Annotated in this window: 21 protein-coding genes and 4 tRNA genes; 8 read left to right on the top strand and 17 right to left on the bottom strand. The window is 71.0% G+C overall.

Annotated features, from left to right (window positions below):
* Window position 1: 1 nt before the first annotated feature.
* Window positions 2-730, top strand: a complete 729-nt coding sequence (locus ABZS58_RS34820) for a peroxide stress protein YaaA (RefSeq protein ID WP_354787510.1) — start codon at window positions 2-4, stop codon at window positions 728-730.
* On the opposite strand, the gene ABZS58_RS34825 is transcribed toward ABZS58_RS34820, so the two are convergent.
* Complete coding sequence (locus ABZS58_RS34825; RefSeq protein ID WP_354787511.1) at window positions 711-1,262, bottom strand: HD domain-containing protein; 552 nt, start codon at window positions 1,260-1,262, stop codon at window positions 711-713. The two genes, ABZS58_RS34820 and ABZS58_RS34825, sit on opposite strands and share 20 nt — an antisense overlap.
* A 53-nt stretch (window positions 1,263-1,315) precedes the next feature.
* On the opposite strand from ABZS58_RS34825, the gene ABZS58_RS34830 reads away from it, so the two are divergent.
* A complete protein-coding gene (locus ABZS58_RS34830) occupies window positions 1,316-1,768 on the top strand; it encodes a DUF1707 and DUF4190 domain-containing protein (protein ID WP_354787512.1) in 453 nt (150 codons plus the stop codon).
* 4 nt (window positions 1,769-1,772) lie between these two features.
* Here the strand turns inward: ABZS58_RS34830 and ABZS58_RS34835 are convergent, their stop codons facing one another.
* The 4 genes from ABZS58_RS34835 to ABZS58_RS34850 all read right to left on the bottom strand — a co-directional run bounded on the left by ABZS58_RS34835 (window position 1,773) and on the right by ABZS58_RS34850 (window position 6,265).
* Entirely contained in the window at window positions 1,773-2,543 is a 771-nt protein-coding gene (locus ABZS58_RS34835) for a response regulator transcription factor (RefSeq protein ID WP_354787513.1), read from the bottom strand.
* Entirely contained in the window at window positions 2,540-3,748 is a 1,209-nt protein-coding gene (locus tag ABZS58_RS34840; protein WP_354787514.1) for an ATP-binding protein, read from the bottom strand. Before ABZS58_RS34840 ends, ABZS58_RS34835 begins: the two co-directional genes overlap by 4 nt.
* Window positions 3,749-3,867: 119 nt before the next feature.
* Complete coding sequence (locus tag ABZS58_RS34845) at window positions 3,868-5,886, bottom strand: DUF1996 domain-containing protein (RefSeq protein WP_354787515.1); 2,019 nt, start codon at window positions 5,884-5,886, stop codon at window positions 3,868-3,870.
* A gap of 303 nt (window positions 5,887-6,189) precedes the next feature.
* Window positions 6,190-6,265, bottom strand: a tRNA-Gly gene (locus ABZS58_RS34850).
* A gap of 73 nt (window positions 6,266-6,338) precedes the next feature.
* On the opposite strand from ABZS58_RS34850, the gene ABZS58_RS34855 reads away from it, so the two are divergent.
* The 4 genes from ABZS58_RS34855 (at window position 6,339) to ABZS58_RS34870 (ending at window position 7,741) form a co-directional block, all read left to right on the top strand.
* Window positions 6,339-7,385, top strand: coding sequence for a CapA family protein (locus ABZS58_RS34855; RefSeq protein WP_354787516.1), 1,047 nt, complete (start codon window positions 6,339-6,341; stop codon window positions 7,383-7,385).
* 89 nt (window positions 7,386-7,474) lie between these two features.
* Window positions 7,475-7,547, top strand: a tRNA-Gly gene (locus ABZS58_RS34860).
* 17 nt (window positions 7,548-7,564) lie between these two features.
* A tRNA-Cys gene (locus ABZS58_RS34865) sits at window positions 7,565-7,635 on the top strand.
* A gap of 34 nt (window positions 7,636-7,669) precedes the next feature.
* A tRNA-Val gene (locus ABZS58_RS34870) sits at window positions 7,670-7,741 on the top strand.
* A gap of 69 nt (window positions 7,742-7,810) precedes the next feature.
* On the opposite strand, the gene ABZS58_RS34875 is transcribed toward ABZS58_RS34870, so the two are convergent.
* The 11 genes from ABZS58_RS34875 to ABZS58_RS34925 form a co-directional block, all read right to left on the bottom strand.
* Window positions 7,811-8,962: a site-specific integrase gene (locus ABZS58_RS34875; RefSeq protein WP_354787517.1), complete on the bottom strand. Its 1,152-nt coding sequence runs from the start codon at window positions 8,960-8,962 to the stop codon at window positions 7,811-7,813.
* Window positions 8,959-9,105, bottom strand: coding sequence for a DNA-binding protein (locus ABZS58_RS34880; protein ID WP_354787544.1), 147 nt, complete (start codon window positions 9,103-9,105; stop codon window positions 8,959-8,961). Before ABZS58_RS34880 ends, ABZS58_RS34875 begins: the two co-directional genes overlap by 4 nt.
* A gap of 44 nt (window positions 9,106-9,149) precedes the next feature.
* Entirely contained in the window at window positions 9,150-10,403 is a 1,254-nt protein-coding gene (locus ABZS58_RS34885) for a DUF3631 domain-containing protein (RefSeq protein ID WP_354787518.1), read from the bottom strand.
* Window positions 10,400-11,275, bottom strand: a complete 876-nt coding sequence (locus tag ABZS58_RS34890; RefSeq protein ID WP_354787519.1) for a bifunctional DNA primase/polymerase — start codon at window positions 11,273-11,275, stop codon at window positions 10,400-10,402. The genes ABZS58_RS34885 and ABZS58_RS34890 overlap by 4 nt, the downstream gene beginning before the upstream one ends.
* Entirely contained in the window at window positions 11,259-11,594 is a 336-nt protein-coding gene (locus ABZS58_RS34895) for a hypothetical protein (RefSeq protein ID WP_354787520.1), read from the bottom strand. Before ABZS58_RS34895 ends, ABZS58_RS34890 begins: the two co-directional genes overlap by 17 nt.
* Window positions 11,591-11,884, bottom strand: a complete 294-nt coding sequence (locus ABZS58_RS34900; RefSeq protein WP_354787521.1) for a hypothetical protein — start codon at window positions 11,882-11,884, stop codon at window positions 11,591-11,593. The genes ABZS58_RS34895 and ABZS58_RS34900 overlap by 4 nt, the downstream gene beginning before the upstream one ends.
* A gap of 137 nt (window positions 11,885-12,021) precedes the next feature.
* Window positions 12,022-14,184 carry a cell division protein FtsK gene (locus ABZS58_RS34905; RefSeq protein WP_354787522.1) on the bottom strand — a complete coding sequence of 721 codons (2,163 nt, stop codon included), beginning with the start codon at window positions 14,182-14,184 and terminating at the stop codon, window positions 12,022-12,024.
* Window positions 14,185-14,283: 99 nt separating this feature from the next.
* A complete protein-coding gene (locus tag ABZS58_RS34910; RefSeq protein WP_354787523.1) occupies window positions 14,284-14,706 on the bottom strand; it encodes a DUF3307 domain-containing protein in 423 nt (140 codons plus the stop codon).
* Between the two features lie 89 nt (window positions 14,707-14,795).
* Window positions 14,796-15,602, bottom strand: a complete 807-nt coding sequence (locus ABZS58_RS34915) for an ABC transporter permease (RefSeq protein WP_354787524.1) — start codon at window positions 15,600-15,602, stop codon at window positions 14,796-14,798.
* Window positions 15,603-15,615: 13 nt separating this feature from the next.
* On the bottom strand, window positions 15,616-16,344 hold the full coding sequence (locus tag ABZS58_RS34920; protein WP_354787525.1) for a hypothetical protein: 729 nt from the start codon (window positions 16,342-16,344) through the stop codon (window positions 15,616-15,618).
* Entirely contained in the window at window positions 16,341-16,775 is a 435-nt protein-coding gene (locus ABZS58_RS34925) for a hypothetical protein (protein WP_354787526.1), read from the bottom strand. The genes ABZS58_RS34920 and ABZS58_RS34925 overlap by 4 nt, the downstream gene beginning before the upstream one ends.
* 293 nt (window positions 16,776-17,068) lie before the next feature.
* On the opposite strand from ABZS58_RS34925, the gene ABZS58_RS34930 reads away from it, so the two are divergent.
* On the top strand, window positions 17,069-18,406 hold the full coding sequence (locus ABZS58_RS34930; RefSeq protein WP_354787527.1) for a hypothetical protein: 1,338 nt from the start codon (window positions 17,069-17,071) through the stop codon (window positions 18,404-18,406).
* Window positions 18,406-18,930 carry an NUDIX hydrolase gene (locus ABZS58_RS34935; protein WP_354787528.1) on the top strand — a complete coding sequence of 175 codons (525 nt, stop codon included), beginning with the start codon at window positions 18,406-18,408 and terminating at the stop codon, window positions 18,928-18,930. The genes ABZS58_RS34930 and ABZS58_RS34935 overlap by 1 nt, the downstream gene beginning before the upstream one ends.
* 332 nt (window positions 18,931-19,262) lie before the next feature.
* On the opposite strand, the gene ABZS58_RS34940 is transcribed toward ABZS58_RS34935, so the two are convergent.
* On the bottom strand, window positions 19,263-20,522 hold the full coding sequence (locus ABZS58_RS34940) for a hypothetical protein (RefSeq protein WP_354787529.1): 1,260 nt from the start codon (window positions 20,520-20,522) through the stop codon (window positions 19,263-19,265).
* Between the last annotated feature and the right edge of the window lie 87 nt (window positions 20,523-20,609).

Here is a 20,609-nt window from a genome sequence, read left to right on the forward strand (position 1 = left end):
GGTGCTGATCCTGCTGCCACCGTCCGAGGGGAAGGCCGCCGCCCCGCGCCGCGGCGCTCCACTTGCCTTGGACAAGCTGTCGTTCCCGGCGCTGTCCGAGGCGCGCACGACCGTCGTCGACGACCTGGTGAAGCTGAGCACCGACCCGGACGGGGCCCTGGCGGTCCTAGGTCTGACGCCGGGGCTCGCCGGGGAGGCGGCCCGCAACGCCGCGCTGTGGTCCGCTCCGGTGCGACCGGCGGCGACGCTGTACACCGGTGTCCTCTACGAGGCCCTCGACCTGGCGTCGCTGCCCGCGCGCACCCGCTCCTCCCTGCTGATCTTCTCCGGGCTGTGGGGCGCGGTCCGCCCCGGCGACCGGATCCCGCCCTACCGCTGCTCGATCGGGGTCCGGCTGCCGACCACCGGCGCCCTGACCGCGCACTGGCGAGCCGCGCTGCCGCCGGTCCTCGACGAGGTCGCCGGCGACAAACTGGTGCTGGACCTGCGATCCTCGGCGTACACGTCGATGTGGACGCCGCGCAACGCGGTCACCGTCCGGGTCCTGCACGGTGGCAAGGTCGTCAGCCACTTCAACAAGGCCACCAAGGGCCGGCTCGTCCGCGCGCTGCTGCTCGCCGGCGCCCGGCCGCGGACCCCTTCCGCGCTCGCCGGCGCGCTGCGCGACCTGGGGTTCGCCGTCGAGGCCCGCACCCCGCACGAGCTGGACGTCACGGTCGGATCGCTGTGAGGTCGGGCTCGCCGTACCGGGCGAGCATCGCGTCGAACAGCGCCACCTTGTCCGCACCGAACCGGGCGACACCGCCGCGGTACTCCTCGGCGGTCACGAACCTCGGCGGGCTGCTCTTGCTGTGGAACTTGTCCGCGTACATGACGAGGCGCTCCTCCTCGCTCACCGCCACGTAGTCGCCGGGCGGGATCGGCAGTCCCTGCCGGGCCACGTCGTCGAGGGTGATCCCGACGCCGGTGTGGCAGGAGCAGAACCGGCACAGGACCTCCGGCAGGCCCTCCTCGCGCAGCAGCTCGTGGCCCAGCAGCCCGTGCCGGATGTAGTGCTCGCCCTCGCGCAGCCGGTACACGCCGATGTCGTGCACCAGGCAGCCGGCCCTGACCAGGTCCGGTTGTGCGTCCGTCCGCTCCAGGAGCTGCCGGGCGACCTGCCACACGATCGTGCAGTGCGTCCACACCAGGTCGAACATGGCCCGGTCCGGCGCGTGCCGCTCGTGCAGCGCGCGGATCTCATCCTCCGAAGGCACCCACATGCCGCCCCATGCTGTCACCCCCTGTCGTCGACCAGTGGCGCTACGGTCGACACATGTACCCGTCGCCCTCCTTCAGGGCCTCCGACGCCGACCGCGAGGCCGTCGTCGCGCACCTCAGCACCGCCCTCGGCGAGGGCCGGCTGAGCCTGGCCGAGTTCGACGCGCGGGCCCGGCACGTCTACGCGGCCCGCACCTGGGGCGAGCTGACGCACATCGTCCGCGACCTGCCGCCGCTGCCGGTCGCCGCCGCCGAGACGCCGCGACAGGACCCGGTGTGGCCGGCCCTGGCGCTGGTCTTCGGCGTCCTGTCCGTGCTGTTGGCCTTCTGCCTCCCGGTCAGCGTCGTGCTGGGGCTCGGCGGGATCGTGTTCGGCAGCCTCGGCCTGCACAAGGCGACCCGCGGGGCCGGCCGCCGGGCCGGTATGGCCCTGGCGGGCCTCATCTGCGGCTCCGCCGGCCTGCTGCTGACGATCGCGTTCACGATCTACGTCGCCGCCCTCGACTGAGCCTTCAGGCGCCGGGGTCGGTCCAGCGCACCACGGCCTCGGTGCGGCTGCGGACGTGCAGCTTCGCGAACACGTGGTTGAGGTGGTTCTTCACGGTCTTCTCGGTGAGCAGCAGCTGCCGGGCGATCGCCGCGTTGGACAGCCCCCGGCACAGCAGGCCCATCACGTCCTCCTCCCGGTCGGTGAGGCCGAACCGGGACCTGGCCCTGTCCTGGACCCGCTCCCGGGTGACCTGGTCGCGGACCACGGACGCGGCGACCGACGCGGCGACCGGCGACAGCCAGCCACGGCCCCGCACGACCTCGTGGACGGCGCGCAGCAGCTCCGCGGGGTCGAACTCGCCGTGCACGAGGTAGCCGCGGGCGCCGTGGTGCAGCATCCCGCGGATCAGGTCCGGATGGTCGTCGCTGGTCAGCACGAGCACGGTGGTGTACTGCGAAAGGCCGCCGATCACGGACAGCCCGTCGGCGATCGGCATCCGGTGGTCGAGGAGCGTGACGGCCGGCCGGAGCCGCCGGGCCGCTTCCAGGGCCTCCCGGCCGTTGGTGGCCTCGGCGACGACCGTCAGCGCGTCGTCGCCGGCGATGATGCCGCCGACGGCCGCCCGCACGATCGGGTTGTCGTCGACGACGAGCACCCCGATCGCCCCGTTGACGCCGCCCCGCCGGGCGCTGTCCACGCCGCTGTGCCGGGCGCTGTCCACGGTGCTGTGCCGGGTGTCGGGCGCGGTGCCGTGCCGGGTGTCGGGCGCGGTGCTTCTGTGGGCGCCGATCATGACGCCGCCGCGGCGCTGGGGTGGCGGGGTGCGGTGCCGTGGGGGTCGAGCGGGACGTGGACCGCGACGGTGCTGCCGCCGCCCGGGACCGAGTCCAGGTGCAGCCGGCCGCCCACCATCCGGGCCCGCTCCGCCATGCCGACGATGCCGAAGTGGCTCGCCGACTGCAGGCGTGACAGGTCCGCCGGCACCGTGAAGCCCGCGCCGTCGTCGGTGACCTCCAGCAGCACTCCGCGCCGGGTGCGCGCCAGCCGCACGACGACCCGCCGCGCGCCCGCGTGCCGGGCCACGTTGGCGAGGGCCTCCCGCAGGATCCGGGTCAGCTCGTAACACACCATGACCGGCGGCTGGACGTCGCTGACCTCGGTCCGCACGGCGACACCCGACGCCGCCGCCCACGCCTCGCAGAGCTCCTCGACGCTCGTGGCGAAGTCGCGGTCCGGCACGTCGAGGCGCATCTCCTCCAGCAGCTCCCGCGCCTGCCGGGCGGCCGCGGACGCGCCGGCGGCGACCGTCGTGGCCAGATGCTCGGCGAGCGCCGGCTGGCGGCGCAGCGACGACGGCAGCGCCAGGGCGGCCAGGGACACGCCGCGCAGCGTCTTGCTCACCGAGTCGTGCAGCTCCCGGGCCAGCCGGGCGCGTTCGTCCGCGGCCGCCGAGCGCTGCGCGGCGACGAGGAGCCTCGTGGACAGCTCCAGGTGCCGGGTCAGGGCCGTGGTCGCGACGACCGCGCCGAGTCCCGCCAGCGCGCCGGCCATCGGGAACGCCACGACGAACGCGGCGATCTCGGCCGGCGGGCCGGAGCGGCGCAGCACCTCGGCGGTCACCGCGAAGCTGACCGCGGCGTGCGCGACCCACACCGGCAGCGCCCGCATGCCGAGCACCACCCCGGCGAGCCCGCCCGAGCCGGCGGCGAAGCAGAAATACGCGATGCCGCCGCGGCTCACCGCGAGGACCGCGAACACCAGGGCGAAGTCGGCGGCGACGACCGCGGCCGGCCGGGCGACCAGTCCCGGCCACCGGGCCAGCGCGCCGAGCTGGGCGGCGGTGGCGACGGCGACGAGGGCGAGCGCCGCGAGCACCGGGCCCGGGTCGTCGACCAGCAGCAGCCCGGCGGCGGCCGCGCTCATGGTGGCCGCGGCGCGCGCGATGAGCGCCGCACGGGTCAACGCCGCCGCGGCGACGTCCCGGCTCGCCGATCGCATCCATCACCCGCCTGTGCCGTGCCCGTCCCTGACCCGAACGCTACTTGCCGCCGGCCCCGCCGCCGAACCCAGGCCGCGCGCTTCAGACGGATTTCAGCCCCCGCTAAGGCGGCACTGCGCTACGTGATCGTGACCACGTCCAGGTCGGGCGCCGGGGTGTCGTCGTTGTAGAACGTCAGCCGCAGCTCACCGGCCGGCAGCTCGGCCGTGAACTGGAACGACCGCGGCACGTTCCACGCCGGGCCGGTCACCTGGAACGTGCGGGGCGCCCCGCCGTTGATCTTGACCTTCACCGAGCGCCGGCCGTCGACCTCGTACCCGACGGTCACCGTCCGCGATCCCGCCACCGGCAGGACCGCCCGCACCTCCAGGGCGCAGGTGAAGCACAGGTAGCGGACCCGGGCGCCGCCGTGGCAGGTCGCGCACGCGGTGACGCCGGCGCCGCCGGTCAGCCGGTTGCCCGGGTCCTCGGCCTCCACCACGATCGGGGTGAAGCTCGCCGGCGCGCTGCTGCCGGGAACGCTCGCCGAGCCCCGCACGACCGGCGGCGTCGGCGTCGGCGACGGGCCGGCGGCGGTGTCCTTGTCCGGGGCGATCAGCGGCGGCACCAGCACCGTCGCCGCCGCCATCCCGGCCGCCACGACCGACACGCCCAGCCACTGCCGGTGCCGGCGGCCGGTCCCTTCGGTCACCTGGTGCTCCTCGTCCGGGTCGCACTGCCGGGCCGCGACGATGCACCCGTCGACCATCGCGGCGAGGGTCCGCTCGTCCCACGCGTTCATGAAGTCGTAGTGGAACGTGGGACCGGCGCCGCTGGTGAAGCGCACCTTCGACATGTCACCGTTCACCGGCCACGCCATCTTGAACTCCAGCTTCGGCACGGCGACCGGGTGGCTGTCTGGGCAGACCCAGCCCGACGCGGTGTGCGTGTCCACCGGGTACACGATGTGGCTCTGGTGGTCGGGGGAGTCCAGGTGCAGCCCGTCCCAGCAGCTCGGCGCCTGGTAGCGGATGTTGAGGTTCACGTCCCGCGCCGCGGAGCAGGTCTGCGGGATGTTCTTGTTCTTGTAGCTGTTGCCGCACTCGAAGCCTTCCTCGGTCGCGGCGAGGAACTTGTCGGCGTCGGTGTTCTTCGCGTTGCCGACGACGAAGCGCAGCCCCTTCGGGAACGCGCGGACGCTGCGGTAGTCGGTCACGCCGGCCTTGTAGTAGATGACCTGCAGGCCCTCCGGGTTGACCGCGGTGTCGCCGTTGAGCAGCGTCGGCATCCAGTACGCGGACAGGTCGCCCTTCGCCTTGCAGGTCGTCTGCCCCTTCGACAGCGACTCGATCGTCGTGTTCGCGTTCGTGGTGGTGTTGCCCATGAACGTGTGCAGGTGCGACGCCCCGGGCAGGCCGGGGAAGACGATCGGGTCGTCGGCGAGGTTGGTCCGGCTGACCGAGCAGTTCGCCTGGAACTCGTGGAACCCGCCCTTGTTCGGCGGGACCTCGTGCGACGCCTTGACGTTCGTCACCGGGTTCGGCGCCTTGATCCAGCCGGCCGCCCCGCTGGTGCCCGTCGGGCTCGGAGGCTGCTGCGTCGGTTGCGTCGGTGTCCCGCTCGCCGGAGCGGTGCCCGTCCCGGATCCCGTGCCCGACCCGTACACCTGGAACTCCCACAACGAGAAGCCATATCCGCTGGACCGTTTGGTCCCGAACATGCGCACGTAGCGGCCGAAGCCGCTCACGGGGAGCGTCTGCACCCCGCCGTTGCCGCTCGTCGTCGTGTACAGCGTCCGCCAGCTCGACCCGTCGACGGACACCTGCAGCTCGAACGCGGTGGCGTAGGCGCGCTCCCAGTTGAGGACGACCTTGCCGACCGCGACGGACGCGCCGAGGTCGACCTGGATCCACTGCGGGTCGCTGAACGCGCTCGACCACCGGGTCTTCGGGTCGCCGTCGACCGCGGCCTTCGCCTGGTAGCCCTGGCCCTCCAGCGACGACGCCGTCGCCGGCTTCCCCTGCGACAACGGCCGGTCGTCGGCGCTGGCCAGGCGCAGCGGCCCGGTCGCGAACCAGCCGAGGAAGCCGGCCAGGGCGACCGCGATACCGGCCAGGATGAACAGCCGCGACCGCGGCGCGCCTCGAAGGGATCTCATGCACGTCTCCTGTGGATAGCGTTGCTGGAACCGCCGCCTGCGAAGCTAGCGGCGCTCCCCGCCCCGCGCCTGAGCCCAAAGACCCAGACCGGCCTGACGCCCGCGCTCTACCGGGGGCTCGCGCTCTACCGGGGGCTCGGGCGCGGAGGGTCGGCCGAGCCGCGGCCGGGTCCCGGCACATCCGTGCGGGCGCTCGCCAGCTGCCGGCGCACTGCTCGCCATCGGCGGCCGGGCGCTGCGCAAACGCCTGCTGTGACACGAAAATGGGACCCGCTGCGGCGGGTCCCATTGGCGTTTGTCTCTTGGAGCGGACGACGAGATTCGAACTCGCGACCCTCACCTTGGCAAGGTGATGCGCTACCAGCTGCGCTACGTCCGCGTTGCTGTTGAGACTCTAGCGCATCGTCGCGTGGTGTTCACCGAGGGGGCCGGTCACCCGATAGCGTGATGTCGTGAGACGCCTGACGTTCGTGGTGCCGCTGCTCGTCCTCGCAGGCTGCACCGCCACCGCGGCGCCGTCGCCGTCGGCCTCTCTCTCAGCCCCGCCCTCGGCCCCGCCGTCCCCGTCGCCCACGCCGGTCGACCTGACGCTGGTGTTCGCCGGCGACGTGCACTTCATGGACCGCACCGCGAAGCTGCTGAAGGACCCGGCGACCGCGTTCGGCCCGATCGCCTCGCAGCTGTCCGCGGCCGACCTCACGATCGTCAACCTGGAGACCGCGATCACGTCCAGGGGCACCGAGGAGCCGAAGACGTACCACTTCCGCACCACGCCCGTCGCGATCGACGCCCTGAAGGCGGCCGGGATCGACGCGGTCAGCATCGCCAACAACCACACCCTCGACTACGGCCGCGTCGGGCTGCTCGACACCCTCGACGCCCTCCGTGCGGCGTCATTCCCGGCGTTCGGGGCCGGCGCCGACGCCGACGCGGCGTACCGCCCCTGGCTGACCACCGTCCGCGGCGTGAGGATCGCGGTGCTCGGCTTCAGCCAGGTCGGCGAGCTCGCCTCCAGCTGGGCGCCCGGCCCCGCCAAGCCCGGCATCGCCATGGCCTTCGACACCGCCCGCGCCACCGCGGCGGTCGCCGCCGCCCGCTCCCAGGCCGACCTCGTCATCGTCTTCAACCACTGGGGTGACGAAGGTAATAGTTGCGCCAACCCGGCCCAGAAGGCCTTCGCCGGCAGACTCTCCGCCGCCGGGGCCGACCTCATCATCGGCGCGCACGCCCACACGCTGCAGGGCTCCGGCTGGCTCGGCCCCACCTTCGTCGCCTACGGGATGGGCAACTTCCTCTGGTACGGCACCTCCAAGAGCACCGAGACCGGCGTCCTGCGGCTCACGGTCCGGGACCGCGCCGTCACCAAACGGGAGTTCCTCCCGGCCGTCGTCTCCGACACGGGCCGGCCCACCCTGCTCACCGGCGCCGCCGCGACCAAGCTCAGCCAGCGGTACGACGGCCTCCGGACCTGCGCCGGCCTCACCGCGGGCCCACCCTGACGCGCCGGATCTGGATACCGGTTTGGCATGACGGTTGGAGGTCGGCTAGAGTTTGCATCCGTCGCCGGGTGCGGGATTGGCCAGGCGGTGCGGACGTAGCGCAGCTGGTAGCGCATCACCTTGCCAAGGTGAGGGTCGCGAGTTCGAATCTCGTCGTCCGCTCGGGAATAGGTGACCACGGTGGGGTGGCCGAGAGGCGAGGCAACGGCCTGCAAAGCCGTGTACACGGGTTCAAATCCCGTTCCCACCTCGAAAGGCCCCACCTCGGTGAGGCACCAAAGCTAGGGCGATTGGCGCAGTGGGAGCGCGCTTCCTTGACACGGAAGAGGTCACTGGTTCAAACCCAGTATCGCCCACACAGGTCAGAGGCCCGGTCGACACAGTCGACCGGGCCTCTGCTTATCGGTGAGTGCCCAACTGAGTGCCTAAGCCTCCGGGATGCCCCCGAAGATCTTGTCCATAGCGACCGCTCCGTTGAGCAGCACCGGCCGGAGCTCGTGGCGGTAGACCGCCTCCGTCACCCGCGTGCCGGCGTGACCCATGAGATCGGCGATCTCCTCGATCCGCATTCCCCCGCTGGACAGCAGCGACACGAAGCTGTGCCGTAGCTCGCGCGGCGTCCAGTTGTGCTCCGTCAGCTTGGCCTTCCGCGCCACGCTCCGGAAGGCGCGCCGCACGTTGGCCGCGTCGAGCGCCGCGCCGCTCGACGTCGCGAACACCAGGTCGGTCTCCTGCCAGTCCGCGCGGTCCTTGCGCTGCTTGGCCTGATGCGCGCTCAGCGCCACGACGCATCGGGCCGGTATCGCGAGGGTGCGCCGGGACTTCTTGGTCTTGGTGTCTCCGCCTGCCCGGACCGACCGCCATACCTGGATGGATGGCGGCACGGGCGGGTCGGCGTCGACCAGGCCGACGAGGTCGACGTGTGCCCACGTGAGTGCCCGCAGCTCCTCAGTCCTCGCACCGGTGAGCAGCGAAACCACGATGTACGCCTCTGCCGGTGCGCCCTTGGCCGCGTCGAGCAGCGCGCTCGCCTGCACAAGCGTGAGCGATTTCGACGGGCGGCCCGGTTGCCCGGTCGGAACGCCACACAGCGCCACGACATTGCGCTTCACCTTGTCCCGGGCCATGGCCCTGGTGATCGCCCGGTTGAGGTAGTTGTGCAGGTTCTGCAGCGTCGCGGTGCTGAGCGTCTTGGCCTTGGCGGCGAGCCACTTGTCGACGTCGCTGGCACTCAGGACGCGCAGCTTCCGGGCGCCCAGGTCGGGGATGATGTGGGTGTTGCACATGCCCGTGCACTTCGTCACGGTCGCCTCTGACCGCCCGTTGAGGCCGTAGGTCAGCCAGTCCCGGACCGCGTCGGCAACGGTGTAGTTCTGCGGCGCGATGGCGAGGCCGTCTTCGTGGTCGCGGAGCACCTCCTTCAGCTTGGCGCGCGCTTCCGTCTTGGTCTTTCCGCTCCCCCGGCGCATGATGCGCTTCCCTGCCGGCGTGTAGCCGACGACAACGGCGGCGATGAACCGTTGCCGGTCTTCGTCCCAGTAGAGGCTGCCCTCGCCACGGCCTCGACGCGCGGTCACGCGGCCTCCCGTTCGAGCAGTGCGACGTACTCGGAGATCGCGCTGTCCGGCACGAGCCGGGCACGGCCCTGGGTGACGGTGCGGAGGCGACCGGCGCGGATCTGCTCGTAGATGACCGTGCGGCTCATGCTGAGCAGCGCCATCGCCTCGGGGATCTTCCAGAGCACTTTGCGGGTGGCGACGGTGGTCACGCGACACCTCCGATGCGTCGGATGGCGGGGGTACCCGTCCCATCCGTCCCAGGCTCGTTTTCGCTGCTCACGGCCGGTACGGATGGTTTCGCCGGTACGGCTTGACCCGTACCGGGGTCGGCATCCGTACCGTCGCTGAGCTGGGAAGACGATGCTGGTACCGATGGGACGGTTCGGTCTGGGCAGTAGCGCTTCCACGCGTCGGTGAACGCCTCGCGGTGGTAGCCCTTGGCCTGCCCTACGGGGAAGCGGATGGTCGCCGAGCTGATGCCGAACTCCCGCAGCAGGTCACCGAGACGCTTGCCGGTCATCCCGGCCGGACCGAACCCCTGCCACGGGCCTTCCGGGTCGTCGTTGAGCGCGGCGAGCAGCTCGGCCGTGGTCGCGGCGCCCGGGTCGCCGAGCGTCGTAAACGCGGTCCGGATGTCGGCCAGGAGCCGTACGCGGGTCGAGACGTGACCGGTGTCCTCAGCCTCGGCGGTGAGGACGGTTGCGGCGGTCCGGCCTCGCGTCGGCCAGTTCCCGCCTGCGAGGTCGGCGACGGCGATCAACGGCTCCCACGTGTCGGCGGCGCGATCCTCCAAGGGCATCGCAGGCTCCGCGCGCTCCAGATCGGCGAGATGCCCCCGAAGCCACTGGAACAGTTCGCCGGCCACTTTCCGCAACACCGGCCCGTCGCGGCGATGGCGGTACGGCGCTACCGTCTCGCCTGCCATCCGGCGGCGCATCCGCACGACGACGGCGCGGTCCTCGATGGTGTCGGGCATGGCGCCGATCCCGGCGAGCGCGGCCATCGCGAACGTGGGGATCTTCTCCAGCCGGTGGAGGTTGTTGTCCCAACGGATCGCGGGCCGGTTGCGCTGGTGACCGGCGTTGAGCAGCCCGCGGAGGTCCTCGTTGGCCTCGGCGTTCTTCCCGCCGAAGATGGTGTCCGCCTCGTCCACCAGGAGCGTGGGCGGCTCGTCGGTGCCGATGGCGCGATACACGGCGGCCGATGAGGCGTTCACGGTCATGAGCGGGTTGCAGCACATGCCCTCGACCACGTCGAGGAGCCGGGACTTGCCGCAGCGCTTCTCCGGCGCGCGGATGACCAGCCGGGGCGCGTGCGCCCACGCTGGCATGGCGTGGGTCGCGGCGATCCACAGCACGACCGCGTCGATGGCCTCGGGGGACGGGAGCACGACGTAGCGGGTGATGACGGCGTGCAGGCGATCGAGGATCGCGGCGCCGTCAACGGGTTCGGTGGTCACGCTGCTACTCCTTCGTCTCGGAATCCGCCGGTGATGGCGGCGCGGGTCTCGCGGTCGGTCTGTCCGGCGCTGATTCCGGCGTCGTACAAGGCGTTCAGCGCGTCGCGGGTGCTGATGGCGTTGGCCGAAACCATCCGGGCGACGCCCCGGGCGGAGCCGTAGAGGGTGGCGCGGCGGCGGCCCTTCGGCGCGCGGCGGATGGCGTCGAGGAGGGAGCGCAGCAGCGCGTCGGGTGATGAGATGCCCCCGCCCGGCGTCGAGCTCGGCGCCCTGGTCGTGCTCGCCGACGCCACGGCGGCCGGCGCGGTTCGGCAGGCCGTGACGAGGGCCGGGGGCATCTCGACCACCGGCCGGTCGCCGATCCAGCGGTACGGGCGGCCGGTGCGCGGGTGGATCGACGGCGGCGCCACGACGTACCCGCCGTCGCCCCGCACGTCGATGCCCTCGCCGAGACGTCCCTGACTGTTCAGGACGGGCGTTCCCGGGTGGCGGTAGTACAGGTGCCACCCGCCGCTTCCCGTGACCACACAGGCCGTTTCCGGCATGAGCGCCGGGTCGAGGGCGCCACCGTGGCCCGGGTCGATGTCGATGACGACCAGACCAGCGACCGCGCCGGTCCGGACCGCGAGCAGCCCGTCAGGTTGCGCGGCGACCATCGCGGTGACGCGCTGCGGGTCGAGCGTCGCGGCGTAGAGGCCGTGGCAGAACATGCAGGGGCAGGCGTCGCGGTCGTGGTCCGGTCCAGCGGTCCGGCAGCCGTCGCAGTTGGCGAGCGGGCGCTTGCTGCGGCCGAGCATGAACACCGGCCAGCCGCGCTCGATGTAGTCGATCGCGTTGCGCAGCAACGCTTGTGAGTCAGGCCGAAGGTCCATAGTGGGTGCCTCCTCCGGGTCGGGCGCTGGCGCGGGTCGCCTGTTCCAGCACGCGCGTCAGGTCGGTGGTCAGGTCGAGCAGTTGGCGGCGCGCGTACGGCTCAGCGGCGGCGAGCGCGACGGTGAGGGTCACTTCCGCGTGCTCCCGGCCATCGGCGGCGCGTACGCGGGTCAGCAGGGCGCGGCCGAGGCCCTCGACGTCGACCACGAGGGGGTCGGCGCGGTGCTCACCGAGGTTGCAGCGGTGCCCTCCGGCACACCAGTCGGTGTGCCGCAGCGCGTCGATGCCGCTGTGTCCGCGTCGGGCGAGGCGGTTCATCGGGTGCCGCCGCGGCGGTTGCTGCGGTCGTTGGCGCGGACGGTGCGCAGGTAGTTGATGGCGCGGCGGCCGGGGCGGAGCTGGCGGCCGGTGCCGTCGCAGCGGCGGCAGATGCCGAACGCGCGGCCGATCAGGGCGCGGCGTTTGCCCGTGCCGGAGCAGCGGCGGCAGGCGACGAACGGCCAGAGCCAGCACGCGGCGAGGTAACCAAGCGTCACGACGGTCAGGACGAGGATGAGCAGGCCGCTTGCGGCGGCGTTGCTGGTAGCGGTAGCGGCGATGGTGTGCACGGAACGGCCTCCAGAGGCTGTTTTTGGGTGCAGAGGGCTGCTGGCGCTACCCGCTACCTCGGTGGGTAGCGGCTGGCCAGGTTGGTAGCGGGGTGGGTAGCGGCGGCGCTACCGGGTAGCGGCGCCGCCGCTACTTCTCAGGCGCTCTTGCGGCGGTCGATCGCGCTGTCCACATCGGACACGCGGGCACCCTTGAGGACCTCGCCGCGAGCTTTGACGTTCACGCTCGGTACACGATCGCGGAGTTGCGCGGAGATCGCGTCGGGGGTGATGTCGGCGTAGTGCTCCGGCAGCGTCTCGGCGAGCCGGGCGGCGATGGTGGCCCAGTGCAGGCCGTTCTCCCCGGCGAGGAACACACTGCGGACGTCGGCGAGGGTGTCGCGCATGTCGCGGGTGATGCTCTCGCCGATCGCGGCGCCGGACAGCGTCCCGGCGGCCTGCCGGTGCTTGCGGGCGGCGGCGAGGATCTTCTCCGCGTCGCCGTGGTCGGCGAGGTAGGTGCGCACCGTCGGGGTGTCGTCCGACGCGCCGTACATGTAGCCGACGCCCCGGTACTGCGGCCCGTTGGGCAGCGCGGACGCGTCGTAGCCCTCGCTGTACGCCTCACCGCCGAGGATCGCTTCGGAGACGATGCGGTTGCCGCACTTGAGCGCGAACCGTACGGCGTGGTTGTCGCGGTACCGGTTGAACAGGCGCCCGACGTCACCGGAGCCCACGCCGGACGGCTTCTGGCTGCTGGACAGCAGGATCACCCCGGCGGAGGGGCCGACGGCCATGATGTAGGACAGGAGCGCGGCGATCTCCTTGTTCTGCTCCTGGCTGTCCAGCTCGTAGTAGACCTGGAACTCTTCCATGACGAGCATCCACACGGCGAGCTGCGGGTACTTCCGCGACAGCTCCCGGGTGATCTTCCCTTCCGGGCACTCGGCGGTGGACAGCGTGGACAGGAAGTCGTTGACCTCCAGGATGTGCGCCTTAACCTCGCGGAGCACCTCCAGGAGGTGCTCAACGGGGTTGTCGTCGCGCAGGTTCGGCACCGGACCGAACACCATCCGGTGCGCCACGAGGCGGAACTTGTCCCAGTCCGGGGACATCTTGCCGTCCACGACGATGAGCCGCACGTACGGGTCGAGCGCGGCGAACAGCGCCAGGAGCCGGGTGGCGAACGTCTTGCCCTTGCGGGGCTGCGCGCCGACCAGCACGCTGATCCACATCAGCAGCAGCGACACCTTCCGGCCGCGCTCGTCCAGGCCGAACGGCGCCTCCTGCCAGATGTCGCGGGGCTTGCAGTCCAGCAGCGGTGTCTTGCCGGCGGGGATGGCGAGGGGGTCGCGGTCGGCGACGAACAGCACGTGCCGCCGGTGGCTGGACGGGTCGCGGGTGAGGAACACCTGGTTGACGGACACGTCGAGGCCGGACGCGATGGCGCCCTTGGCGTTGAGGACGTGCTCCCACGTCTTGCCGTACGGCAGGTCGATGACCACCTGCGACCCGGAACCGGAGGCGTCACGGGACATCGTTGAACCGAACCCGATCTGCTGGTTGGGCTTGTCCGGGTGGCCGAGCGCGGCGGCGTAGTAGGCGCGCAGGATGATGTCGGGGTTGACCCGCCGGTACCGTCCAGCGATCACGGCGGGCCGGAGGATCGGCTTGTCCTCGGGCCGTCCGAGACGGGCCAGCCCGCACACCAGCCCGGCGGCGGCCAGCCCGACGACCCACCACGGGGCCATGGCGTAGGCGACCGGTCCGCCGATGGCGAGCGCGGCCGTCTCGGCGGCTAGGACGATGCCGCGCCACGCACGGGTGGCCTTGACCTCGCGGTGCAGCTTGTACCAGGTCGCCGGGTCGTTCGCGTCGGCAGCGGCCTGCCGGAGCCCGTACTGCTCCGACAGCCACCACCACCGCAACTGGCGACCGACGAGCTTGAACAGGCCCACCGTGGCCCAGAACGCGGCCTGCACCGCGTACCAGGGCGCCCGGACCGCGTGGTACCCGGCGCGGTGCAACGCGTCCTCGGCGATGTCACGGACGGTCGCTTTGAAGTTCTGCCAGCCCAGCAGCCTGCCTGGGATGATCGGGCGGCGGCCCTTCGGATCGGCCGGCGGCGCGTCGACCAGCACGCCACCGCGCTCCGGCTCCTCGTCGAGCGGGATGTCGAAGTGGCTCTCGGCGCCGGTGCCGTCGCGGCGGGCGCGAGCGGCCCCAAGGTCGACCACGTCGGCGACGTCGGCCACCTCGGACTCGTACTTGGACCAGTCGAACCCGTTCGGGTGCTCGCGGTCCGGTTCGTTGCTCGTCATGCTGGAGATCTCCTGACTCCTGATGGAGGGATGGGGACCGGTGCGCGGCCGAGGGTTCCTAGGCCACGGAGGCCGCGCGCCGGGCGAACTGGTGGTGCCTCAGGCGCTGATGAGCAGCGCGGCGATGAACAGCCAGCCGACGTGCCAGGACTGGTCGAGGGCGTACAGGCCGCCTCCGCGCTCCAGCCACGCCGGGGACTTCTTGAGCGCGTCGGCCATGCGCCGCAGCGGCGCCCGCCGGTCGGCGATGTGGTGGCTGACGGCCGAGACGGTGAGGCCGGCGGCGGTCCAGCCGAGGTGCAGCGTCGCGCCGGTGACGGCGAGCACCGCGACCAGGGCGACAACGGCGGTCAGCGTGTAGGTGGCGACGTGCGCGGCGCAGGCGAGATGCCCCCGCCACCCGGTGTCGGCCTTGTGGTCGGCCTGGTGCTGCGTCTGGATCCAGTGGTCGGCGACCTGGTGAGCGGCGTACAGGGCGACGAAGACAGCGGCGAGGGTGCCGACGTCGGTCGGGGTTGCCATGATGAGGGTCTCCTGACTCCTGATGGAGGGATGGGGACCGGTGCGCGGCCGAGGGTTCCTAGGCCACGGAGGCCGCGCACCGGGCGGAGCTAGCCGCGGTTGGCGTGGATCAGGTGGGCCAGCGCGGCGCCCATGCCGAGCACGGCGACGGGCAGGCAGGCAACCGCCGTGGTGATCCACCAGGGCGCGGAGGTGACACCGGCGGCGCTGAGCAGGTGGTACGCGACCTGTCCGGCGCAACCGAAGACCAGGGAGCCGATCGCGGACCAGCGGGCGAACCGGCGCACCGACGCGCCGTAGGCGTCGGACAGCCACACGGCCAGGGCGTACGCGGCGTACGCCTCCACGCCGATCGGGAGCGTGATCGCGGTGTTGATGCTGAACCCGTCGGCGATGCCGGGCAGCGGGTGGATCACGCCGAACCCGGTGAGTTCGCCGAGGCCGACCCACCCGGACCAGATCGCCACGAACGCGGGCAGGGCCAGGACCCAGACCGGCCAGGACGGCGGCTTGCGCCGGGTGGGCGGCGCGGCCGGGGTGGGTGGCGCGGTGATGTTGGTGTCCGGGTGTCCGTCACCCGTGGCCTGCGGCGGCGTCTCGATCACCTCGGCGACCGGCGGCGCCTCGGCGGGCGGCTCGGGGTCGAGGGTGTCGGTGTCCGGCTCCAGGTCCGGCACGACGTGCAGCGTGCGCGGCGGGGGCATCTCGGCAGGCTCGGCGCGCTCGTCGGTGAGCGCCTCGCGGATAGCGTTGGCCTTCGGTGCGCCGATCTTGAACTCCTTCATCAGCGCGTTCCGCGACGGGATCTCGCCGAGCGAGTCGGCGAGGGTGCGCGCCTGCGGCATGAGCGCCTCGATCGGCGCCGGGTAGGCGCTGGGGGCGGTGGCGGTGGTCATTGGTGCTGCTCCTTCAGTAGTTGAGGACGCGGCCGGACACGGTGTGGGCGCTGAGCGCGATCGGGCCGGTGACGCGGATGGAGCCGGACACGGACTCGGCGTGCAGGTGGCACCGGTCGGTCGCGGCGACCGTGATGCCGCCGGAGATCGTCTTGGCGAACCCGTCGCCGATCAGGCGGTCGATCGTGATGCGTCCGGAGACGGTGGACAGGTCCGGCGCGGCGACCGTGTCGAGGTGGACCGCGCCGGACACGGTCTCCACGACCGCGCGGAGCAGGGCGCCACCGGTGCCCACGGACGCGCTGACCGTCTCGGCGAGCAGCGAGCTACCCAGCGGCAGCCGCGCCACGATGTCCACCAGCGGGCCGACGCCGCCCGTCACGACAGCACCGACGACCGTGCCGCCGGACATGCTGCCGAACGACACCATGTCGCCGTAGACGACGCCGACGACGATGCCTGCGTTGTGCCCGACGACCTGGGTGACGCCGCCGAAGTGCTGCCGGGCCGTGCTCGCTTCCAGGTTCGGCACCCGGACGGCGAGGTGGTCGCCGTGGTCATCGATCGTGGTGCGCTCGACCGCGCGGGCGCCCGCGTCGTTGCCGTCGGCGCTGGTCAGGGTCACTTCGGCGTACTCGCGGTCCTCTACGATCACGCGGACGCTGCCGACGTTCACGCGGACGTCCAGCGTCACCGCGCCGTACTCCCTGGCGGTGTACGTGGTCACCTTCGGGGCGTTCATGCCGCCACCTCGTTGCTCGTCTCGCGGACGATCCGGGCGACCGCGCCGTAGGCGACGTGGAGGCGAAGGGCGATGCGGGAGAGGCTCACCGAGCGGCGCCGCAGGCGGTTGACCGCGACGACCAGCTCGGCCGGCGTCAGCGAGACCCGCTCGCCGCTGCACGCGAGGTCGACGGCGATCTCATCGATGTAGTTCGGGTCCGTGTCCAGCTCGCGGGGCAGGTCGCACTCGACGGCGAACCGCTCGTCGTCGCGGATCGCCAGTTCCCAGCACGCGCCGCACGCCACGCCCCGCGTGAACGGCGAGCGGTGCGCCTCGCAGTGCCGCGCCGCGACGTCGGCCAGGACGTGCCCGGGGCCGAAGTAGCCGGCGATGCCCGGGATCGTGGTCAGCGGCAGGACGTCGGCGCCCCGCTCTGTCTGTGTGATCACTCCGAAACCTCCAGATCGTGCCGGCGTCTGCCGGTCGGTCGAATACAGCACCAGTGCTGTATTAGTGATTGCGACCGTACAGCGCCAGTGCTGTATTCGCAACCGCGTGGCGTGCCATTGAGCTGGGACTTGATCGATTGGCGCCCGGTCGATCAGCGCCTGTCACAAGAGAACCGCAGTGGCGACCTGGTCGACAGGGTGTGAGCCGCGCGCGACGTGGCACTCGTCTCACACCCTGTGTGAATTGATCGACGGGGTTCCCTGAGTGTCACGGATTCCCTACGCTCCGGAGCATGGCCGAAGCGAATCTCCTGCTCGCAGCGCTCATCGAGCGCGCCGGTCTCTCGAACGCGGGCCTCGCGCGCCGCGTCAACCTGCTCGGCGCCGCGCAAGGGCTCCGGTACGACCACGCGTCCGTCGCCCGCTGGATCCGCGACGGCGCCGTGCCCCGCGACCCCGGCCCAGAGCTGATCTGCCGCGTCATCGGCCAAGCACTGAACGTGCCCGTCACACCGGCTGACATCGGCATGGAGCGGCGGAAGCCCACTCCGGTTGGGATGCCCCTCGCACAGGCGGTCGAGCGCACGACCGCACTGTGGCGCGGCGACCAGCGGGACAAGGCAGGCGGACCACCGGCCACAGGCACGGATGCGATCGCGCCGGTCTGGGAGTGGGAGAACCCGCCCGACGACCTCGACGTCTCGCGCGTCGGCCACGCCCAGGTCGGCGCGGCCGACGTGCAGCGCCTGCGCCAGCTTCGCGCCCGCTATCAGGAGATGTACCGGCGGGTCGGCGGCGTACCGGTCCGGCCGCGCCTCGTGGCGGCCCTCAACGAACACGCGGCGCCACTGTTGCGCAACGCCTATGACAACCGCACCGGCCGGGAGCTGCTCCGCGCGGCCGGCGGCCTCGCCGCTCTCGCCGGGGTCTGCGCGTACGACGCCGACCAACAGGGCCTCGCCCAGCGGTACCTCTTCGGCGCCCTGCGCATGGCGAAAGCCAGCGGCGACAAGGGATTCGGCGCGTACGTTGTGGCGCTGATGAGCACCCACGCGTTGCACAACAACCAACCGCGGCTCGTCGTGCAGTACGCGGAATCAGCACTGCGCGCGGCGCGGGGGCATCTCAGCCACGCCCTCGCCGCCGATCTGCACTCGCTTGCGGGGAAGGCGTACGCCCGGATGGGGCAGAGCGCCGACTGCCAGCGGCACATGGCTGAGTCCGAGTGGACAGCGGGCCGCATCAACCAGACCGACGAACCCGCCGAAGCGTCCTACGTCCAGCCGGGCCTCATCGAGACTCAGGTCGCCGAAGCGCTCCGGCGCTTGGGTGACCTCAGCGCCGCCCAGGCATACGCCGAAGAGTCCGTGCGGACCGCCGGCGGAACCCACCTGCGCGGCCGGGTCCACCGGTTCGCCGGACTCGCGCTCATCGTCGCCCAGCGCGGCGACGTCGACCAGGCCGTGCATGTCGGCAGCCAGATGCTCGACTACGCCGAAGGCATGGAGTCCGGCCGCATCCGCGACCGCGTCGCGCAGGTGACAACCGTCCTCAGGCCACACGCTAGGGTGCCAGCGGTGGCGGAGTTTCTCGACCGGGCCGACACCGACGCCCATCTGAGGGGGTTCTGATGCGCTGGCAGGTCAACTCCGAACGCACGCTCTACCAAGACCAGTGGGTGCACGTGCTCTCCGCCGACGTCGAACTGCCCGACGGCAGGCACCTCGACCACCGGCTCATCCGTAGCGCTCCCGGCGCTGGCGCCGTGGTCGTGGTCGACGGGAAGGTACTGCTGCTGTGGCGCCATCGGTTCATCACCGACACGTGGACCTACGAGATCCCGGTCGGCGCCATCGGCGACGACGAGCCGACCGTCGCAGCGGCGCGCGAGGTTGAGGAAGAGACCGGCTGGCGGCCGGGGCCGCTCCGCCCATTGATTTACACGCAACCGACACCGGGACTCATGAATTCTGAGCACCACGTCTTCCGGGCCGACTCGGCCGAGTACGTGGGGCCGCCGGTCGACGGCTTCGAGTCCGAGCGCGTCGAGTGGGTGCCGCTGAACGACATCCGCCGTCTGATCGACAAGCGCGACATCGTGACCGGCACGACGCTGGTGGCCTTGCTGTACACCCTCGCCGATGCTGGACGCTAACGCGCTAACTGGTCGGACGACGGGGTCGGGTCTCCGCCCATGCCTTGACGGTGTCCGGACGCCAAACCGGCGACCGCCCGAACTTCCGTTCGGGCAGAGGAGCCTGTTGACGCGCAACGTAAGCAGCCCATGTGCTTCTCGTAATGCCCAGAAACTGTGCACAGTCGTCGGCCGTCCACCAGTCGGTCGGCAGGTCAGCATGTCCAACAGGGCCGCTCATCCGAACCACCGTACGGCAAGGGCAACGGCCTGAGGTCCGCCTGGGGCGGCGGACCTCTCGGCGTCACCGCGCAAAACGCTGTTTGCCGGGTTGCCCAGCAGGGCTGGCAGGCTTACCGGGCTAGAAGCTTTTCTGCGCACGTCTTGTGCATCGGCAAACCATGTTCATCGCGGGCAATCGCGGGTCGCCCGCAATGCCGACATGGAGCCGGATCGCCGCCCTGGTGGCTCGTCCAATTCAGCGTATTTTTATGGCGGTCCGACCAGGCCGGCTTTAGGTCAATTACGACAGACGGTGGATTCCGATCGGTCTCACAGTTGCGCTCCGCTGTGCCAGTTCGCTGACGAATCAGGCCAGCGTTGCGTTCTGCGGACTCAGTATCCGTCCCGCCACGATCCTCGACGAATCGCTTATAGTCTTCAGTTGGCATCCACACGAACTGGTAGCCCGTGCGTGCCTTGCGTTGATATGGCAGCCAATCGCCCAGGACGATCCCGGCCACTAGGACGTCGAGGTGGGGACGATTTCCCATACCGAATTGCATGACCGGGCCGCTGGTCGGACGGTAGGTATGCGTATTTGCTTCGAGGGTCGGATATGCGTGAATCTTCCCACAGGGGCGTAGGGAATTCGTGTGCGGGCAACGAGTCGTACCGCTCCACTGGTCGGACCAGCCGCACCGCTGGTACTCGACAAGAGTCATGCCGGCAACAATCGCAAGTTCTGGATCTCGGAGTGCCTGCTGCCATCCAGTAAGGTTCGGAATGACCAATCGTGGCACATTCTTCAAAAACCCTGGCTCGACATTGTCGGTCGTCCACAGTACCCGCTTGCCGTCTCGGCTCAGATCGCGTTGACGTTGCCCGATGCGCCGCGCCGGTTCGGTGCTGCGTTGGATTTCTCCGGCCAAGACAACGTCGGGTCCGACTGCGACAAAATCGGCACGACGGCGACCGTTTGCGGCACGCACTTCAGTGTCTACTGATGCCCCTACACGCACGCAGGTCTGAACTTCTCGCTCAACTAGTGCCTTATGCTCTGCGCTCTCTGGCATGTGCTCGGCATGGACCTGATTGCTACCGATGTGGCAGAACAGGCGAAGTGCGCCTCGGCGCTGGAAGTACATCCAGATTGGAGCGGGGGCCTCTCCTCTCCGTGCCCGAATCGCCATGCACCTAAGACAGAGGAGCTTGCCGCTGGCCTCATCCCCACCGTGCGGACGATCCTCGTCGAGTCTGCCCATAATGTCTGGCATGTTAGGAAGGCCCCAGTCGGGCATTCGTGGCTGAATCTCCACCATTGCGGAGAGGTAGAGAACCCCGTCGCTGAACTGGGTGGCGTCGATAGTGCGCCAGCGATCTTCCAGACTCATCAAACTCCTGTTGCTTCGTGGCCAGATTGCCTTTCGGCGTTCGATCGAACGCTCTGCGCTTGCAACGTATTCCCCTTGATCAGCTTA

The organism is Dactylosporangium sp. NPDC005555, assembly GCF_040605635.1.
Lineage (GTDB): Bacteria > Actinomycetota > Actinomycetes > Mycobacteriales > Micromonosporaceae > Dactylosporangium.

Coding starts and splice junctions, on each gene's coding strand:
- ABZS58_RS34825 (WP_354787511.1), bottom strand. CDS start 1,262: ATGTGGGTGCCTTCGGAGGATGAGATCCGCGCGCTGCACGAGCGGCAC.
- ABZS58_RS34830 (WP_354787512.1), top strand. CDS start 1,316: ATGTACCCGTCGCCCTCCTTCAGGGCCTCCGACGCCGACCGCGAGGCC.
- ABZS58_RS34835 (WP_354787513.1), bottom strand. CDS start 2,543: ATGATCGGCGCCCACAGAAGCACCGCGCCCGACACCCGGCACGGCACC.
- ABZS58_RS34840 (WP_354787514.1), bottom strand. CDS start 3,748: ATGCGATCGGCGAGCCGGGACGTCGCCGCGGCGGCGTTGACCCGTGCG.
- ABZS58_RS34845 (WP_354787515.1), bottom strand. CDS start 5,886: ATGAGATCCCTTCGAGGCGCGCCGCGGTCGCGGCTGTTCATCCTGGCC.
- ABZS58_RS34880 (WP_354787544.1), bottom strand. CDS start 9,105: ATGGCGCTGCTCAGCATGAGCCGCACGGTCATCTACGAGCAGATCCGC.
- ABZS58_RS34890 (WP_354787519.1), bottom strand. CDS start 11,275: ATGGACCTTCGGCCTGACTCACAAGCGTTGCTGCGCAACGCGATCGAC.
- ABZS58_RS34895 (WP_354787520.1), bottom strand. CDS start 11,594: ATGAACCGCCTCGCCCGACGCGGACACAGCGGCATCGACGCGCTGCGG.
- ABZS58_RS34905 (WP_354787522.1), bottom strand. CDS start 14,184: ATGACGAGCAACGAACCGGACCGCGAGCACCCGAACGGGTTCGACTGG.
- ABZS58_RS34910 (WP_354787523.1), bottom strand. CDS start 14,706: ATGGCAACCCCGACCGACGTCGGCACCCTCGCCGCTGTCTTCGTCGCC.
- ABZS58_RS34915 (WP_354787524.1), bottom strand. CDS start 15,602: ATGACCACCGCCACCGCCCCCAGCGCCTACCCGGCGCCGATCGAGGCG.
- ABZS58_RS34920 (WP_354787525.1), bottom strand. CDS start 16,344: ATGAACGCCCCGAAGGTGACCACGTACACCGCCAGGGAGTACGGCGCG.
- ABZS58_RS34930 (WP_354787527.1), top strand. CDS start 17,069: ATGGCCGAAGCGAATCTCCTGCTCGCAGCGCTCATCGAGCGCGCCGGT.
- ABZS58_RS34935 (WP_354787528.1), top strand. CDS start 18,406: ATGCGCTGGCAGGTCAACTCCGAACGCACGCTCTACCAAGACCAGTGG.
- ABZS58_RS34940 (WP_354787529.1), bottom strand. CDS start 20,522: ATGAGTCTGGAAGATCGCTGGCGCACTATCGACGCCACCCAGTTCAGC.